The sequence below is a fragment of the Paraburkholderia sp. 22098 genome (genome assembly GCF_052045935.1).
In the GTDB taxonomy this organism is placed as follows: domain Bacteria; phylum Pseudomonadota; class Gammaproteobacteria; order Burkholderiales; family Burkholderiaceae; genus Paraburkholderia; species Paraburkholderia caledonica.
The window spans coordinates 1-17907 of sequence record NZ_JBQEPV010000027.1; the positions used below are offsets into that span (position 1 = coordinate 1).

Genomic DNA, 17907 nt, shown 5'->3' on the forward strand with positions numbered 1-17907 from the left:
CCGTGAAACGACTCCACGCCGATGATAGTGCGGATTGCCCGTGTGAAAGTAGGTAATCGTCAGGCTCCCCAGCAGCATCAGAAACCCCACCCCACAAAAGGTGGGGTTTCTGCGTTTACACGGCGGTAAAACGCGGCGATAAAACAGCGAGGCCACCTTACAGCCTCACTGCCTGCCGATCCGCAGTGCGTTCGCATAACCCGTCAGCTCAAGATAAGCCCGCCCGAGATCCGCGCCATCGCGGCTCACGCGCACCGCGCCCTCCCAGTACACCGCGCCAGTAGACTGGCGCGAGTCCAGTTCCTGGTCGTCCATCAGCGGATCGAGTTGCCATGTCAGCGCACCGGTTCGCACCGACATCGACACCGGGTACGACGTGTTCGTGCGCGGCGAGCGCCATGTGCGACGCGGCGTGAAGTCGACCTCGTTCGGAGCGAACGTTGTCACTCGTCCGTCGCGGTCGCGTAATGCAGCATGCGCCCACATCGCATGTCCGTCGCGGCTTCTCACCTTGAAGGCCATCAGTGCCGAACCGTCTGAGAGATTCGCGCCCAGCCAGTCCCATCCAACCGAATTCGCGTCGAGCAATGTGCTCGACCACTCATGATCGAGCCATGCAACGCCCGTCACGGCAGTGTCTCCATGCGATGAATCGCCATTGGCGCCCGGTCGCCTCACGCTGCCCGACACGCGCAATTGCGGCTCGCTGTAGTAATAACTGGCCTGTTCCGGCCGCGGGCCTTTGCGTGAGTAGCCATGTTCGCCCTGAATCAAAGGCGCTTGCGTTGGCGTTAGCTCGAGATGCAACGCGAACTCGCCGGCATCGGCGGTAACATCGTAGCGGCCATCGGCGGCACGAACAATTTTCCACGCGTCGAGCTTGACGTCGGTATTCGCAGGCTTCGCGTAGGCGAGGCCGAATCCCTCGCGGCCAATCCGCTGATCATGCACGAGGTGGCCGAGTGCAGGATCGCTCAACGCGGCGTGTGCGATGATCAGTTGAGAAGGCGCGAAAGCACTCGGATCGGCGGCATCGTGTCCCGTTGCCGAACGGAAGAACGTGATCTGAAAACCGAGCGGCCGATTATCGGGCGTAGTCAGCCAGCCGGTGGCGTACCACCACTCGGTGCGAAAATCGGCATGAGCGCCGGTGTCCATCGGCAGCACAATCTGATGGTCTTTCGTGACAGCGGCGAATTCCGGCGTTGCGGCAAAGACCATGTTGGCCGACAAGGCGAACGCGCCGACAACGAACAAATGTGGAACCCGTGGCCGAGTCCGACGAAAACGCGCGACCGAAACCTCGTTCCCCGCGTTCGCCCAATGCATGGATTGAAGCGCCATCGATTGAAGCGCCAATAACCGGCGCAAAGCTCGCATCACCAGTCCTCCTTGACCGCGCGCACTGCATCCACGGAAACGGCGCCACGTCCCGCAATCACCGCTGTCGAACACGACGACGCGAGCATCACGAGCGCAACGGTGGCCAGCATCGTCCACGGAACATGCAGCGACATGCTCCAGTGAAACGACTGCGGATTGACGACGAATACGAGAATCAGACTGATCGCGAAGCCGAGAACAAAACCCATTGCGATACCGCACGCGGTGAGCATGCCGCCTTCGAGCGCGAGGATCGCGAGAATTTGCGAGCGTGTCACACCGACATGCCGAAGCATGCCGAACTCGCGAGCGCGTGCGAGCGTCTGCACCGAAAATGTTGCGGCCACGCCGAACAAGCCGATGACGATAGCGACCGCCTCCAGCAGATATGTGACTGCAAAGCTTCGGTCGAATATCACGAGCGTGCGCGCGCGAATGGCGCCCGGTTGCGAGATGTCCAGCCTCGCGCCGAAAGGCAGTGCACGCAAGCCGGCTACCGTGCGCTCAATGCTCGAACCTCGCTCGACGGTAACCGCGACATCGGTAGCGCTCGTGTCGGCGGTGAGGCGACGGTAGTCGGCAAGCCGTATCTGGATCGCGCCCGTCTGCCGCGCGTAATCGCGCCATACGCCCGCCACCGCGAACACATTTGCGCGCTCGCCGATGGGCAAGCGGATACGCTGTCCGAGCCTATAACCATATAGATCCACCATTGCTTCGGACACCCAAACAGGTGTTTCAGCGCTTTGCAGATCGCGCGGCGTAAGCACAGGTCCCGTCATTTGCAGATTTGCACCCGGATCGGTTGCGTCGATCTCGCGTGCGAGTATCGCGACGTCCGGGCGCGCCGGATCGAGCGTGATATGTGAAGTGCGTGCGAACGCCGCCCTTGCAATGCCCGGCACGGCCGCAAGCCGCGTCTGTTCAGCAGGGCTCAAGCCGCCTGTGTCGCCGTTTTCCGCGACGCGCACATAAAGATCAGCAGACAGTAGATGGACCAGCCAGTCTTCGACGGACACGCGAAAGCTGGCCACCATGATCGCCATCGCCACGATCAGCGCGAAGCTCGACAACACACCGCCCATTGCAATCGACGCATGACCCGGCGCATTCGCGAGACGCGCAAGCGCTAGCGTACTGGCCGCTCCGGCGCGTGAGCGCGATGCGAACCCCCGGCTCGCTACGCCAAATATGAGGGCGGTGACCCGCGGCATCAATGCAATTCCGCCGATCAGCAGTAGCGCGACGGCCACATAACCGCCAATCGGCGCGTCGAACCATGGCGGTGCCTGCGTGAGAAGCGCGGCGATAACCAGGCACAAGAGGGCGGGCCACGGCGTGGCGAGCCGCGCGAGCGCGCCTTCTTCGGCACCGGCCTTGAGTGCGGAAGCGGGCCGTGCGCGCGCCGCTTCCAGTGCCGGCGCGAGGCTGCCGAGAACTGCCACGGCGATGCCGAGCGTCAGAAAAATAGCAGTTGCGACTGGTTCGAAGCCGACCTGCGGCTGCACGCCGGGAAAGTAGCCGCCGCCGAGATCGCTGCCGAAAAAACGCAACGCGCCGGCAGCGAGTGCATAACCGAGCGCGAGGCCGCATAGCGAACCGAGCAGGCCGAGCAGCGCGCCTTCCAGCAGAATCTGACGCAACAGTTGGCCACGCGTCAGTCCGAGTACGCGCAGCATCGCAAACTGCGCGCGACGACGCACCACGCTGAGTGCCTGCGTCGAAAACACGAGGAACGCCCCGGTGAAAAGCGCAACCAGCGCGAGCACGTTCATGTTGATTCGATAGGCGCGCGACAGCCGGTCCGTGCGGCTCTCGACGTCACGCGCTTCGGTAACGACCCATTGGCTGCCCAGCTCATTTTGCAGATCGCGTTTGAAGCGCTCGCGGTCGACACCGCGCTCAAGCTGCACGTCGACGCGCGAAAGCTTGCCGACCTTGCCGAACTTCCATTGAACCGCGGCAATATCCATGATCGCGAGCCGTTGACCCGGCCTTGTTCTCACGATGCCGCCGGCCACACGCAAGTGCACGATCGACGTGCCGCTCTGCAGCGCCACCTGATCCCCGGTCTTCACGTGCAACCATTCTTGCGCGGCGGTCGAGAGAAATACGGCGTCGGACGCGAGCGTGTCGAAAGGCTGTCCGCTCGACGGCACGCCCATCAGGTCCGGCGCAATGCGGCTTGCCTTGAACACGTCGATGCCGAGCACAGGCAAAGCCGCGTTCTGTCCCGGCACCGTGACGTCTAGCGCAAGAACGGGACTCGCGAGCGCGACACCTCTTTGCGTGGCGAGGCGCGGATAGATCGACTCGTCGAGTAGCGGCTGAGCGCCGCGCACCTGCAGATCGGCCTGGCCGGAGAGGCTGCGCGCCGCAGCGGAGAACTCGTTGAAGGCTGCGCTGTTGATCAGTTGCACAGCGTAACCGAGCGCCACACCCAACGCGATGGTTGCGATCGCAACGAGCGCGCGTGCCCGATGACTGCGCCATTCGGCGGCGAGCAGCCAGCGCGCAAGAATGCGGTGTCCGCCTCCGGGCGCGGAGCGCTGCGAATCAGCGGGCGTCATCGGTTGAACGCGCAGTGGTTCGCGCGCCGTGTTGCGCCTGTGAAGACGCCGGCACTTCCGACGCGGCATGCAAGCCGCCATCGCTGAGAATCATGATGCGGTCGGCGACGGCGGCAGCGGCCTCCGAGTGCGTCACCATCATCGTGGCCGCGCCGGTCGCCTTGCTTTGCGCACGAAACAACGCGAGCACGCCGTGGGCGGTATCGGGATCGAGGTTGCCCGTCGGTTCGTCGGCGAGGATCAGAGTAGGGCGATGGACCAGGGCGCGCGCGATAGCAACGCGTTGCATTTCGCCGCCAGACAGTTGCCGCGGAAAGTCGTCACCGCGGCCTTCGAGTCCGACTGCCGCGAGCATGTCGAGCGCCGCGGAAGAGGGCAACTCGTTTAGCAGCAGTGGCAGCGCGACGTTCTGCGCGAGTGTCAAATGCGGCAGCACGTGAAACGCCTGAAACACAAAACCGAGCTTTTGCCTGCGCAGACGCGTCGCGGCATTGTCGTCGAGACGCGACACGGCATGGCCGCCGATCATCACATCGCCGCTGTCCGCCTGATCGAGACCGGCGATCAGATTGAGCAGCGTCGATTTGCCGACGCCTGAGTCGCCCATGATCGCGACGAATTCGCCGGGCGCGAGCGTGAAGTCGAGATTTGCGAGGACGACGCGGCCCGCGCCGTAGGTCTTGCTAAGCCCGCGGCACTCGAGCGCGGGAACGACACCTTCGTGAAAAAACACCATGCAAGGTCCGGAGAATGAGGTCGACGCGGCTGCATCCGCTCGCTGAATGCGCGGCCTTCGATGTGTTGGCCGCCAAAGTATATTCGGCTTCTGTAAGGCGCGTCGGCGGATCCGCTCCTCGTGTGAAGCCTGCGTCCGGTGACGGCTTTTCCTGACACGGCACCTCGTTCCGCGCGTGCACCTGCATAAAAAATATTTCTGTCCAATACAGCGGGTCCTGCAGATCGGTGCGCGAAAAGACCCATGCGCGGCGCTGTCGAACGCATTCCGTGTGCCTTGTTGACGAAATCGCCATTGCGCACGTCATGAACTGGTCGCAAATGGTCGTCAAAAGCGCGCTTCTGCGGGAAATTTGCCGGACCGCGAAGGATCCCTAGCCCGTTTGTGCAGGTGCACATTTTTCCGGCTTGTGCAAGCGAAGCTACCGCAATAAGTCATTGTCTAGGGCATGAGCGCAATGTTGCGCTGCAAAACTATTCTTATCTTGGTAATCTCCCACCTCGTCGTTCGACTGCGGGTAAACGTGTAGTCGAGCGAAGTCTGCACACGTCGCCCCTGCTGGCCCCGAACCCTACATATTCGCTTCAATGCTTTCGAAATGGAAAGTGTTGGTGCGGCGTTTTGTACTTCAAGTTTTCGACAGCGCACATGCCATTGCCTCTCCTTAGTCTGCTTATCTGGATCCCTATCGTTGCCGGCCTCGTCGTTTTGCGAGCCGGGTCGGACACGGCTCGCGGCCGTACGCGGTGGCTCGCATTGATCGGCGCGTTTGCGGGCTTCGTTCCCGTGATTCCGCTGGTCGCGAATTTCCGCAACGAAGCGACGTCGATGCAATTCGTCGAAAACGTCAGATGGTCGCCGACTTTCGATATCGCGTGGCACGTCGGCGTCGACGGCATTTCGCTGTGGCTCGTCGCATTGACCGCGCTGACGACGATCATCATCGTGGTCGCCTCGTGGGAGTCGATCACCGAGCGCACTGCGCAGTACTTCGGCGCATTCCTGATGTTGTCCGGTTTCATGCAGGGCGTGTTCACGTCGCTCGACGGCATGATGTTCTTCGTCTCGTTCGAAGCAACGTTGATTCCGCTTTATTTGCTGATCGGCACATGGGGGCACTCCAATCGGTCATATGCCGCGGTGAAGTTCTTCTTCGTGTCGTTCCTTGGCTCGCTGATGATGCTGATGTCGATGCTGTATCTGTACAGCCAGACGCATAGCTTCGACCTCGCGCTGTGGCGGGAAACGCGCCTTGGCACCATGCCGCAAGTACTGATCTTTCTCGGCTTCCTCGCGGCATTCGGCGTGAAGGTGCCCATGTGGCCGCTTCATACCTGGTTGCCCGACGTTCACCTCGACGGCCCCACGGGCGCTGCCGTGATGATCGGCATGCTCAAACTCGGCGGCTACGGCCTGTTGCGTTTCGCATTGCCGATTGCACCACAGGCAAGCCACTTTTTCGCGCCGATGATAATCACGCTGTCGCTCGTCGCGGTGATCTATTCGAGTCTTCTCGCGCTCGTGCAGACCGACATGCGCCGCCTGCTTGCGTATTCGACGGTGGCTCATATGGGCCTCGTCACGCTCGGTCTGTTCGTCTTCAACCGTATCGGTCAGGCCGGCGCGATCGTGCAGATGCTGTCGTACGGCGTGGTGTCCGGCGCGATGCTGTTGTGCACGGGCATGCTCTACGATCGCACGAAAACGGCTGCGATCGCCGAGTACGGCGGGGTTGCCAACACCATGCCGCGTTTCGCCGCGTTCGTGATGTTGTTTTCGATGGCGAATGTGGGCCTGCCGGGTACGTCGGGTTTCGTCGGCGAATTCATGGTGCTGATGGGCGCGATTCGCTTTAACTTCTGGATCGGCGCGATGGCGGCGTCTACGCTGATTCTGAGCGCGGCCTACACGTTGTGGATGTATAAGCGCGTAATTTTTGGCGCGATTGCGAATGCGCGTGTTGGCAACCTGAAAGATGTCGGCAAGCGCGAATTCGTGTTGCTCGGCGCAATGGCGCTGCTGGTACTCGCAATCGGACTGGATCCGAAGCCTTTCACCGACGCCATCGACCCGTCGGTCGGTACGTTGCTGGCGCAATCGGAGCGCTCCACGCGTCCGGAGCCGACGCCTCGCGATGGCGGTGAACACCTGCAAGCAGCCGCCCCCGCAGCGGTCGTTGCGGCGACGCGTACGCCAGGGTGACAGGGCAGTGTGAATGCCGGAATAGTCGATTCCAGTTCGGCAAAATGCGCGCACAATAGATGCCGCATATGCCGAACTGAGCCCGAATCGCACTTTCATGCATCACAACAGGAGAGCCCATGAGTCAGCAGAAAGCCGTGGAGTATTCCGCAGCATCGCCCGAAGTCAAAGCTGTGTACGACGATATCAAGCAGACGCGTCAGGTCGACGACGTCAACAACTTCTGGAAGTACATCGCGCAGCATCCTCCGACGCTCGCGCGCACGTGGGACAGTCTGAAAGACGTGATGAAGCCCGGCGCGCTCGATCCGTTAATGAAAGAGCTGCTCTACGTGGCCGTAAGCGTGACGAACAACTGTGGTTATTGCGTTGCGAGTCACACGGCCGCGGCTCGTCGTGCGGGCATGACCGACGAGATGTTTGGCGAACTGCTCGCAGTAGTTGGCATGGCTAATGAAACGAACCGCCTCGCGGTGGGATATCGCGTGCCGATCGACGCAGCGTTCGAGTAGGCCGATTCACGCCTTGCCGCGCCACGCGGCAAGCAAACCGGGCAAGTCGTTCATGTCCCGAAACACCTGAGCCACGCCGACTGCCTGCAATGCGGCAGCGCTGCTATGCCCGAATTCGTTCGGGCAGTAACCGAATACCGTCGCGCCGGCTGCAACGCCGGCCGTCGCGCCCGTCACCGTGTCTTCGACAATAGCGCAGTGCGCCGGGTCCACATCTAACGCCGCCGCCGCGGCGAGATACACATCGGGGAACGGCTTGCTACGCGGTGTTTCGTGACCGCTGAAGATGCGTCCCTCGAAGCAGTCCAGGATCTCCGCCTTGGCCAATTGCAATTCGACTTTGATCCGGTCGGCACCGGAAGCAACGGCGATTCGTCCCTTCAATGATGCGTGAAGCGAACGTACCGCTGTCGCTGCGCCCGGTATCGCGGTCAGTTCCTTTTCGAGCGCTGCATTGCGGCGCGCGCGAAATTGCATCAGCCAGTCGGTCGTGATCGCAACGCCAGTGCGCGCTTCGATCAGCGGCGCTTCGTCCTTCACCGCCTTGCCGACAAAAATACGCATCGTCTCTTCAATGCTCAGGTGCCAGCCCAACTCGCCCAGCATCTCGGTGAGTACGCGGTTAGTGATCGGTTCCGAGTCGACGAGCACGCCGTCGCAATCGAAAAGTACGGCGTGAAACGGAAAATCGGCCATCGGGAAGAGTGGGAAGAGATCGCGGAACGGGAGAGCATACAACAACGCGCCGCGTGGCGCTGCGCGCTTGCATGACCGCGCGCAGCGCGAAGAGTCACGATCCCTTAGCGTCGAACCCGTCACTCAAGGTCTTCATGAACGCAATAATGTCCTGAATATCCTGATCCGTCATTGCAGGCTGATCACCGAATTTGCGATCGAACGGTGCGTCGGACACATCTACGTTCGCGTGAAACTGCGGCGGCAGATCGTTGTACTTTTGCACCTTGCCCGATGCATCGCGCGGATAGATCTTTTCCGGCGACGTATTACGCAGATTGTAGAAGTCCATAACCTGCTTCAGGTCGTGATACACGCCGTTGTGAAAGAACACCTTGCGGTTCGCGACATTGCGTAGCGTGGGTGTGAGGAACATGCCGCAATACTGCGTCTGTTTCGCGAGATCTCCACGAAACGGCCCACATACCCCCATATCGAAGAACTTTGGATCCTTATTCGCGGGAATGGCCTGATTGCGCGGCACACCCAGCGCTTCGTATTGCGTATCGGTAAACACTGGCGGCAAGCCGTCCTTGCTCGGCTGACTCAGGTGGCAGCCCGCGCAATTCGCTTTGTCCTTGTCGTTGAACAATTGCAGGCCGTGCAGTTCGGCATGCGTGAGGCGAGCTTTGCCTTCCAGCCAGTAGTCGTACTTACTCGTGAACGCGTGGAATGACGGATCTTCGATCTGATAACGCCCCACCGCGAACATGGCCTCTGAAATCAGCAGGCTCGGATTGCCGACAATGGCCGGCCCGAACATCTGCTTGAACTGGTCGATGTACTTCGTCTGCAGCAGCTTGTGCGCGACGTCTTCGGGCGTTTTGTTGGCCATCTCGACGGGATTCGTCAGTGGGCCGATTGCCTGGTCCTGCAAAGTATCGGCGCGGCCGTCCCAGAAGAGCCCGCCCTGCGGCACCATTGCCGGAGCGGCAGGCGCGGCGAGAGCGGTCTTTTGCGCGCGCGCGACGCCGCTTGCCTGCGAAGCGAGTTGCGTCAGATCCACCGGCACATCCGTGTCGCCCTGGTCGGGACCAATGCTGAACGGCGCCTGACGATACAGATAGGTGAGCGAGGGCGGCGGACGAAAACCCGCGTCGGTCATATGCGCGCCGCCGAGCTGAACAGGAAACGCGTTATCCGGCGCGTACGAATTCTTCGGCGAGTGGCACGACGCGCAGGACTGCGTGCCGGAAGCCGACAGCGACTGGTCGAAAAATATCTCCTTGCCGAGCAGTGCCACCGCGCTCAGTGGCGCGCTTGCCGGACGCAAAAGATGCACCGGTCGAGGGTTCGCGCCTGTGAGGTCTTCAACGATCGCGCCGACTGCGGCCGGCATCCGCTCCGGATAAACAAGCGCATATGCGCTGAGCGCGACGGCCGCAATAGCGATGCAGGCGGCGCTTCGCGCAAGCAGCCGGAGCGCTGAGCGGCGCGTGAGAACGGGACCGGGTTCGCCGCTCGCGGGAAGAGTCGGCGGCAGGGCAGCGTCTGGAGCTTGGTTCATGGCGGTCGTGACAATAGTTCTTCTGATGCGATCAAAAGGGCAAATCGAGCCAGTACATATGCACTGGCTCGACGCCGACTACGCTTTGCTGCAAGCCGTGCTCTGCGTCATGACACCGCGTTCGTCAGCGATGCGCGCGAGATACTCGCGCATCGCATGAACGCGGGTTGCCTGATCGCAAGTTTCTGCACGGCTCGTGACCAGCTCTGGTCAGATTGCCGGCGCTTGCGCCAGCGTCGTACCGAGGTTCTGGTCCAGATACAGCGGCGCGTTGTTGCCCGAGCCCGAGAAGTCGAACATGTTCATGATGCTGCCCGCAGTGGCGTCGAACGAACCGCCGCCAATGCGTTGACCGCTGAGCCAGTTATCCTCGATGAACTTCACGACCGATGCTTGAGTGATCGGCGTGTCGTCGACGAAGTTCGCCTTCGCCCACGGCGAGACCACGATAAACGGCGTGCGCGTACCCGGACCGCAACGGCCGTTCACCGCGCCGCCGTTCACGCCCTGCGGCTGCACTGCGCCCGCGGCCGTACACTGGCCTGCCGCGCTCAGGTTGTCGCTGCCCGCCACCGTCTTGCCGCCTGCCGATTGCGGCGTCGTCGAGTCGAACGACGAGCTCGTAGGCGCTTTGTAGCGATGGTCGTACCAGCCGTCCGAATCGTCGTAGGCGATGATCACGGCGGTGTTCTTCCAGTCAGGCTGCTGCTGCAGGAAGTTGATGACCTTCGTGACGAAAGCCTGTTCGTCGATCGGGTCCGAGTTGCCCGGATGGCCGTCCTCGACTGCCGGCGCCTTCAGGAAATTGACCGACGGATAGTTGCCCGACTTCACCGCGGCAAAGAAGTCGTCGGTGTCGTACTGGTGATGAACCGGCGTTGCGGTGTTGTCGAGCGGATCAGCCGCACCGATCACGGCCGTCGAAGACGGACGCGTATGCGCAAGGTTCGCCGTGCTCGCGTAGTACTGGAACCACGCGTGGTGCTGCACGTAGTCGGTCTTCGTCGCGTTGAGCACCTGCGAGAAGGTCGAGCGGGCGCAGCGCGTTGTGCCGTTCGCGTTGACCGTCTGCAGATTGAAGCCGCCCATGAAGCCGCCCCACGTGATGTTCTTCGCGTTGAGCAGGTCGCCGATGTTCTTGTTGTTCGACGACATCGTGCCCGTCACCGTGCTGCCCGCCGCGGTCGTGCAGACGTCACCGGTCGGGTCGAGGTCGCCGACCATCGTGAAGCCGCCGGCCGAATCCGGAATCGCGTTGCCCGACGTGCCGCCCGAAACGATCACGCCGTTGTTCTGGCCGGAGACGACTGCAAGCGCGCCCGGCGTCGACGGACCGTACGTGTCGGTGTACGCGTTCTGGTTCATCGCAAAGTGCTGCGCGTAGTTCCACAGCGCGGTGACGGTGTTGCCGTCGAAGTAGCCGAGCACCTGGCCCTTCGTCGCGAATGCTCCGGTGCTGCCCGCGATCGTCGAACCGGCTGCGGTGAAGAGCGGGAACGAGTCCATTGCGCCGTTGTTATAGGCGAGCTGTTCGGCGGCGTATGCGTGGTTCTGACTCGACGTGTTCGCTTGCGAGCGGTCGAGGCGGAACGGCAACAGATCCGCTGCGGGCAGACCGAGCCCGGCGATAGTCACCAGACCGACCGTGCGGCCTGCCGTATTCGGCGACGTAGGTAGCGCATTCGGGTTGGTCGCGATCAGGTTGTTGCTCGCGAGGTTATTGACCGCCGGCGTGCCTGCAGCCGCCGTGAATTGCGGTTCGCCCACCGGATTCGACGCTTGCGGATAAGTCGCGAAGTAGTGATCGAACGAGACGTTCTCGCCGAAGATCACGACGACGTGCTTGATCGGCGTGGCAGTGGCCAGGGCATCCTGTGCCGTCACCGAGGGTGCCGGCGATGAGGCCGGCGATGAGGCGCCCGGACTGATGCTGTGGTTGCCGCAAGCGGTGAGCGTCAGCAGTGCGGCAAAGGGAATGGGTAACAGGGTTCTACGGAACATGTGACTGGCTCCAGATTCGACTTCGCCGTTCAGCGCTTCCATGATGTACGTGTGGAGTTCGCTGGGGATATTGTTTATTGGAAATAGTGCGGCGCTTGTGGCTGCTCCACGCTGCGGCAACTACAAGCTGCGCGCATTGAAGCATTCGATGATTAAGATTTAAGGGCGCGCATATTACGTTGGCTCTCGATCGCCATTCATTCCGATAACCGTTGCTGTCGTTGTGCTGACGGTGACACTGGCGCGCGGCGGCAGCAAGCGGTAGTTGACTCACTGCGGCCCGGCACGACGGATGCTCCGGCATCCAGACGTAGCTCGCCGGACAGGCCGCCAAAAACGTGCGCTGCCGTGATCCCGTCATCTCTTTCCGAGGATTCGCCATGACAGTGAAGCTCAAACCGGTCGGTCAGCAGGTCATCGTCATCACCGGGGCGACGAGCGGTATCGGACTCGCTACCGCGCGTCTTGCCGCGAGCAAAGGAGCGCGGTTGATGCTGATCGCCCGCGACGAGGAAGCGCTGACCGCGCTCGCGAGGCAACTCGGCGATCAGGGCGCGCTCGTCGACTATGCGGTTGCCGACGTGAGCAACGCCGGGCAATTGCAGGCCGCCGCCGACAAGGCCATTGCGCGCTTCGGCGGCTTCGACACGTGGGTCAACAACGCCGGCGCGTCGATCTACGGCCGTTGCGCCGACGTGCCCATCGACGAGCAGAAAGAGTTGTTCGAGACGAACTTCTGGGGCGTCGTGCAAGGTTCGATGATTGCGCTCGCACACCTGAGGCAGCGCGGCGGTGCGCTGATCAATCTGGGCAGCGAGCTGTCGGACGTCGCGCTGCCGCTGCAGGCCGCATATGTCGCGTCGAAGCACGCAGTAAAGGGCTATACCGACGCATTGCGCATGGAACTGCTGGAAGAGCGCGTGCCGGTTTCAGTTACGCTGATCAAGCCGTCGGGCATTCATACGCAGTTTGTCGAGCATGCCCGCAATCATCTCGACGTGCAGCCAAAGCTGCCGGCGCCGGTCTATGCACCGGATATTGTCGCGAGGGCGATTCTGCATGCGGCGGCCACGCCGGTGCGCGATCTGTATGTCGGCGGTGCATCGGCGGCAATGGTCACGTTCGCGCGTCGAGCGCCCAATCTGTATGACCGCGTGATGGGCCGTCTTGGCATATTGTCGCAACGGACTCAGGAGCCGCCGCACACGGCGGCCGGCAACAACGGCGGCGATGGTGCATTGCGCGAGCGTTCCGAACAGAAGCGCCGGGTGTTTGAGTCGAGCCTGTACACGCAGGCGTCGATGTATCCGCAGCAGACAGCATTGCTTGCCGCGGGCGCAGCGGCCGTGTGGTTGCTCGCGCGTTATGCGCGGTCGTCGCATGGGCGACGCGTATAGGCGAAGAGCCGCGCGTGTGATTCACTTATCAGGATAATGGGCGGCCAGGAAGATGGTGGGCAAGACAAAGGGTAGCAAGACAAAGGGTAGCGCCTCATAGGCGACAGCAGCGCGGGAGCAGTGCAAGGCGCAACCCTTCGTCGTCCGATGCAATCAGGCGTAATGCCACTGAACGACTCGGGCGATCAGCCTCCGCCGCCGTTCGGGTTGCCGATTGTGAGCTTGTTCGATACGGACTTCACACCGGCGACGCTTTTCGCCACGTCCTCGGCTTGCGGAATCTGGGCGCCGTCAGGCACCGATCCTGTTAGCGTCACTGCGCCGCCGCGAGCCCGCACGAACACGTTCGACACATCGAAGCCCTGCGCTTTTGCCAACGCCTTGCGCACGTCGAGACCGAGTTTGCGGTCCGTCTTTTTCACCGCTTTTGTGCGCGCAGTGGAGGAGTCCGTCATGTCGGACGGCGCCGCATCGCTCGATTGCGCATAGGCGCTCGATGCAGTTGCCAGACACAATGCGATGCCGAGCGTCTTCAAAAGATTGACTGTTTTCACGTTTTCTCCATCCTCGAAAAGTTGATGTCGCTTCGTTGCATGCAAAATAATACGCGCCTGTGAACGGTGTCCGCTCACTGGGAGCATCCTGTCTTGTACAAACGCAATGCCGTGGCGCTCCCGGCGCGCTTAAACAATAGTTCAGCACGCGCGCTCATGCTGGAAAAACTGGCGGTGGCGTCTGCACTGACAGGCATCAGTGCGCCATATGCAGTTTGGCATTAAGCTCTCAACGGCGAACCGTGCGTTGCATCGCGCACGATCCGCCGAAGAACGATGAGTCGCACATAACCTTGAATGCACTTGCCAACTTAAGAGGGAGTCAGCCATGAAGCGCGTTGCCATCAAAAAGATCATGCTGGGCTTTGCGGTTACCGCGATGGTCGCAGCCGGTATGCCACTCGCCGCCGCGCAAACCACGACCGATACGGACACACAGACCGCGCAACCCGGCGGAGCCAGCGCCGCCAAGCCGACCAAGGCCGAGCGTAAAGCGGCCCGCAAGCAGGCTCGCGCAAAGAAGAATGCAGAGCTCAAGAAGCTGGAGGACGCAGGCTATCAGCCGTCGCGGAACGACCCGAACTATCCGACCGATCTGCAAAATGCTCAGAAGAAGGCGGGCATAGGCACAGGCGCGAGCCAGTAAGCATTAACCCGTAATTCGTGCCACCGGGCAGCGCGATATCGATGCTGTCCGGCGCAATGCTCTCTCGAACGGCGCGCGTGGCGCGAACTATCGTTTCGACTGACGAATAACACGCGACTAGCCGCCAGAGAAAACTCGGTATTACGCGGCGACACCAGCGCATCTGATCGTCGCACGGCGTTTTTTCTGCTCTCGAAACCCTACATTTGGCTTGTAGCGACATCTTCGCCTGGCGCTTTCCATATCGGCGAAACCCTTACCCATCAAGGCTTTCGCGGCGGCCAAACTTTGTCCGTGCGACATGAGTGTCGTATTTCCTCATGTGGTTGTCGCAAATAGTCGGCTAGGCGTACTTTTTTCTGGCAACTATGTATGCACAGCGCGGACGACGTCCGCTCGCAGCTTTGCATGGGACCAGGGTAAGTGTTTTGCACAAACTCTGGCCGACATAGGAGAGCATTCAATGAATTCCCCCAAGGTCGTGGTCGAAGGGCTGTGCAAGGTGTTCGGCACTAACCCGAAACAGGCGCTCGCCATGCTGGCGGGCGGCGCGACGAAAGAAGAAGTCTTCGCGCGGACCGGTCAGATCGTCGGCGTTCACAACGTATCCTTCGAAGTCAAGGAAGGCGAGATCTTCGTGCTAATGGGGCTCTCGGGCTCCGGCAAGTCGACGCTGATCCGCCTGATCAACCGGCTCGTGGAACCGTCGGCGGGCAAGGTGCTAATCGATGGGCGCGACGTGGCCAGCGTACCGCGCGCCGAATTGACCGCGCTGCGCCGCAAGGACATGAGCATGGTGTTCCAGTCGTTTGCGCTGATGCCGCAACGCACTGTGCTGTCGAATGCAGCGTTTGGGCTCGAAGTGGCGGGCGTCAGCCGCAAAGAACGCGAAGCGCGCGCGATGACCGTGCTCGAGCAGGTTGGCCTCGCTCCGTTCGCGGCGAAGCTGCCCGCACAACTGTCGGGCGGCATGCAGCAACGCGTGGGCCTTGCGCGGGCACTCGCGGTCAACCCGTCGTTGATGATCATGGACGAAGCGTTCTCCGCTCTCGATCCGTTAAAGCGCAAGGAAATGCAGAACGTGCTGCTCGATCTGCAACGCGAGCAGCAGCGCACGATCCTGTTCGTGTCGCACGATCTTGAAGAAGCCATGCGGATCGGCACACGCATCGCGATCATGGAAGGCGGCAAGGTGGTGCAGATCGGCACGCCGCAGGAGATCATCACGAATCCCGCCGACGATTACGTGCGCGCCTTCTTCGAAGGCATCGACACCAGCCGTTATCTGACGGCCGGCGATCTGATGCAGACCGACGCCGTGCCGCTGATGCATTCGCATTCGCCGCAGATCGACGCGTCGAGCGTGGCCGCCACCTTGAACGGCAGCGCCGACTATGCGTTCGTGCTCGACAGCGAACGCAAGATTCGCGGCTTCGTGTGCCGCGACGAAACAGGCAGCGCGTCGGCGAAACTGAACTACGTCGAATGCATTCGACGCACCACACCGCTAGACGATGTGGTCGAACGCGTGGTCGCGAGCCGCGCGCCTTTGCCGGTCGTCGAAGCAGACGGCTCCTACTGTGGTTCGGTCAACAAGACGAACGTGTTGCACGTTCTTACGCGCCATCGAGGTTCCCATGTCTGAAGTCATTCCACTTGGCGCCTGGGTCGACCACGGCGTCCACTATCTGCTCGACCATGACGCCAAGACTTTCGATTCCATCGGCAAGGTCATCGAGGGTTTTGCGGCGCTGATCGAACAAGGTCTGCAAGCCGTTCCCATGTGGGCGCTGATGGCGTTCTTCGTCGGCATAGGATTGTGGCGGGTGGGCTGGCGTTTCGCGCTCTTCACCTTGCTTGCGATGCTGCTGATCTATGGCACCGGGTTCTGGGATCAGATGGTGATCACGCTCGGCCTCACGCTGTCGTCCACGTTGATCAGCCTCCTGCTCGGCGTGCCGCTCGGCATCTGGACCGCGAAAAGCCGGACCGTCGAAATGATCGTGCGTCCCGTGCTCGACCTGATGCAGACCATGCCCGCGTTCGTCTACCTGATTCCGGCCGCGATGCTGTTCGGCCTCGGCCGCGTGCCCGGCATTCTTTCCACGGTGATCTTCGCCATGCCGCCCGCGGTGCGTCTCACGTCGCTCGGCATCAAGCACGTGAACCGCGAGATCGTCGAAGCGGGGCAGGCGTTCGGCTGCACGCCGTGGCAGTTGCTCTACAAGGTGCAGTTTCCCAATGCGCTGCCTTCGATCATGACCGGCGTGAATCAGACCATCATGATGGCGCTCTCGATGGTGATCATTGCGTCGATGGTCGGCGCGGGCGGGCTTGGCAACGACGTGCTCGCCAGTATTCAACGGCTCGACATCGGGCTCGGCTTCGAAAGCGGACTTTCTGTCGTGATGCTCGCGATCATTCTGGACCGTATCACGGAGAGCTTTGGCCGCTCGCCCGGCATGGCGCGCGCGCCGCTTCTCTCGGGCTTGCGCAGTGTGATGAAGGTGCGCCGCGCGCCGGCGGCGCAGCACAGCTGAGCCGCACATGAAGCGCGACGCGATCACCCAGGTCGAGGCCCCTTCAGATTCGCCGCTTTCCCGGCTCGCGCACGTCGGCTTTCTGACGCTGCCGAACTTTTCGATGATCGCGTTCACGAGCGCGGTCGAGGTGCTCCGCATGGCCAACTACGTGGGCCGCGCGGAGCATTACAGGTGGTCCGTGATCACGCCGGACGGCGAGCCGGCGCGGGCGAGCAACGGTATTACGGTGAAGCCCACCACGACGCTCGCGCAAGCCGGCATGCCTGACGTGCTGATCGTCTGCGCGGGCTGGCACGTGCGCGACTACGTCAACGAAACGGTGATCGGTTTGCTGCGCGACGTGGCGGCCCAGAACATACCGCTCGGCGGCATTTGCACGGGACCGTATGCGCTACTCGCAGCCGGGCTGCTCGACGGCTATCGCTGTACCGTGCACTGGGAAGATATGTCGCCGCTGCACAAGAGCTACCCGCATGTGCGTTTCGCCGACGAACTCTTCGTGATCGACCGCGACCGCATGACCTGCACGGGCGGCACCGCGCCGCTCGATCTGATGCTGAAACTGGTTGCCATGCGGCTCGGTCATCCGGTCGCGGCGCAGGTGTCGGAGCAGTTCATCGTGGAAAGAATACGCGGCTCGACCGACTATCAGCACATACCCGTCGACGCCCGCGTCGGTTTCTCGCGTGCCGAACTCATCGAGGTCGTTCGATTGATGGAGGCGAATATCGAAGAGCCTTTATCGCTCGACGAACTCGCGCGGCTCGTGCATCTGTCGCAGCGCCATTTGCAGCGCATGTTCAAGATGTTCCTGAGCGTATCGCCGACGCACTATTACCTCACGTTGCGCCTGCGGCGAGCGCGTGAACTGCTGCGCAATACCGACGCTTCGATCGCTCGCGTCACGGCCGTTTGCGGCTTCCATTCGCCGTGCCATTTCAGCAAGGCGTACCGCGCGCAATTCGGTCATGCGCCGAGCGTCGAGCGGCGACTGTCGGCGTAGGAGGTTCGTGCTTCAAGTTCGGTGACGTGCGTTCGCGCGTGCCTCGTTGCGCAGCAGGCGGCGTCGAAAAAGTCAGTGTAATAAGCCAGTCAAGCATTCAATCACCCAGAGGAAACGC

Annotated in this window: 14 protein-coding genes; 7 read left to right on the top strand and 7 right to left on the bottom strand. The window is 61.7% G+C overall.

The window, feature by feature from the left end; all coding sequences use genetic code 11:
- Positions 1 to 165: 165 nt before the first annotated feature.
- From ACTJLB_RS32020 to ACTJLB_RS32030, 3 genes are all read right to left on the bottom strand, one after another.
- Complete coding sequence (locus ACTJLB_RS32020) at positions 166 to 1221, bottom strand: lipocalin-like domain-containing protein (protein ID WP_440785647.1); 1056 nt, start codon at positions 1219 to 1221, stop codon at positions 166 to 168.
- Between the two features lie 158 nt (positions 1222 to 1379).
- Positions 1380 to 3953: an FtsX-like permease family protein gene (locus ACTJLB_RS32025; RefSeq protein WP_440785630.1), complete on the bottom strand. Its 2574-nt coding sequence runs from the start codon at positions 3951 to 3953 to the stop codon at positions 1380 to 1382.
- Complete coding sequence (locus ACTJLB_RS32030; RefSeq protein ID WP_440785631.1) at positions 3940 to 4689, bottom strand: ABC transporter ATP-binding protein; 750 nt, start codon at positions 4687 to 4689, stop codon at positions 3940 to 3942. Before ACTJLB_RS32030 ends, ACTJLB_RS32025 begins: the two co-directional genes overlap by 14 nt.
- Positions 4690 to 5337: 648 nt before the next feature.
- Between ACTJLB_RS32030 and ACTJLB_RS32035 the strand changes: the two genes are divergently transcribed.
- Both ACTJLB_RS32035 and ACTJLB_RS32040 read left to right on the top strand, forming a co-directional pair.
- Positions 5338 to 6891, top strand: coding sequence for an NADH-quinone oxidoreductase subunit M (locus ACTJLB_RS32035; RefSeq protein ID WP_408414600.1), 1554 nt, complete (start codon positions 5338 to 5340; stop codon positions 6889 to 6891).
- Between the two features lie 119 nt (positions 6892 to 7010).
- Entirely contained in the window at positions 7011 to 7403 is a 393-nt protein-coding gene (locus ACTJLB_RS32040) for a carboxymuconolactone decarboxylase family protein (RefSeq protein ID WP_020067473.1), read from the top strand.
- 6 nt (positions 7404 to 7409) lie between these two features.
- On the opposite strand, the gene ACTJLB_RS32045 is transcribed toward ACTJLB_RS32040, so the two are convergent.
- From ACTJLB_RS32045 to ACTJLB_RS32055, 3 genes are all read right to left on the bottom strand, one after another.
- Positions 7410 to 8099, bottom strand: a complete 690-nt coding sequence (locus ACTJLB_RS32045; RefSeq protein ID WP_408174067.1) for an HAD family hydrolase — start codon at positions 8097 to 8099, stop codon at positions 7410 to 7412.
- 94 nt (positions 8100 to 8193) lie between these two features.
- A complete protein-coding gene (locus ACTJLB_RS32050) occupies positions 8194 to 9645 on the bottom strand; it encodes a cytochrome-c peroxidase (protein ID WP_440785632.1) in 1452 nt (483 codons plus the stop codon).
- A gap of 210 nt (positions 9646 to 9855) precedes the next feature.
- Positions 9856 to 11646, bottom strand: a complete 1791-nt coding sequence (locus tag ACTJLB_RS32055; RefSeq protein WP_440785633.1) for a phospholipase C — start codon at positions 11644 to 11646, stop codon at positions 9856 to 9858.
- A 380-nt stretch (positions 11647 to 12026) separates the two neighbouring features.
- Between ACTJLB_RS32055 and ACTJLB_RS32060 the strand changes: the two genes are divergently transcribed.
- Positions 12027 to 13043 carry an SDR family oxidoreductase gene (locus tag ACTJLB_RS32060; RefSeq protein ID WP_088176225.1) on the top strand — a complete coding sequence of 339 codons (1017 nt, stop codon included), beginning with the start codon at positions 12027 to 12029 and terminating at the stop codon, positions 13041 to 13043.
- Between the two features lie 185 nt (positions 13044 to 13228).
- On the opposite strand, the gene ACTJLB_RS32065 is transcribed toward ACTJLB_RS32060, so the two are convergent.
- A complete protein-coding gene (locus ACTJLB_RS32065; protein ID WP_020067479.1) occupies positions 13229 to 13597 on the bottom strand; it encodes a BON domain-containing protein in 369 nt (122 codons plus the stop codon).
- A gap of 328 nt (positions 13598 to 13925) precedes the next feature.
- Here ACTJLB_RS32065 and ACTJLB_RS32070 point away from each other — a divergent pair, with 328 nt between their 5' ends.
- The 4 genes from ACTJLB_RS32070 (at position 13926) to ACTJLB_RS32085 (ending at position 17789) form a co-directional block, all read left to right on the top strand.
- Positions 13926 to 14243, top strand: a complete 318-nt coding sequence (locus tag ACTJLB_RS32070; protein WP_440785634.1) for a hypothetical protein — start codon at positions 13926 to 13928, stop codon at positions 14241 to 14243.
- Positions 14244 to 14706: 463 nt separating this feature from the next.
- Complete coding sequence (locus ACTJLB_RS32075; protein WP_020067481.1) at positions 14707 to 15888, top strand: quaternary amine ABC transporter ATP-binding protein; 1182 nt, start codon at positions 14707 to 14709, stop codon at positions 15886 to 15888.
- The gene (gene choW, locus ACTJLB_RS32080) at positions 15881 to 16783 is read left to right on the top strand and encodes a choline ABC transporter permease subunit (RefSeq protein WP_087750794.1); all 903 of its coding nucleotides are present in this window, start codon (positions 15881 to 15883) and stop codon (positions 16781 to 16783) included. The genes ACTJLB_RS32075 and choW overlap by 8 nt, the downstream gene beginning before the upstream one ends.
- 7 nt (positions 16784 to 16790) lie before the next feature.
- Complete coding sequence (locus ACTJLB_RS32085; protein WP_020067483.1) at positions 16791 to 17789, top strand: GlxA family transcriptional regulator; 999 nt, start codon at positions 16791 to 16793, stop codon at positions 17787 to 17789.
- Positions 17790 to 17907 lie beyond the last annotated feature (118 nt).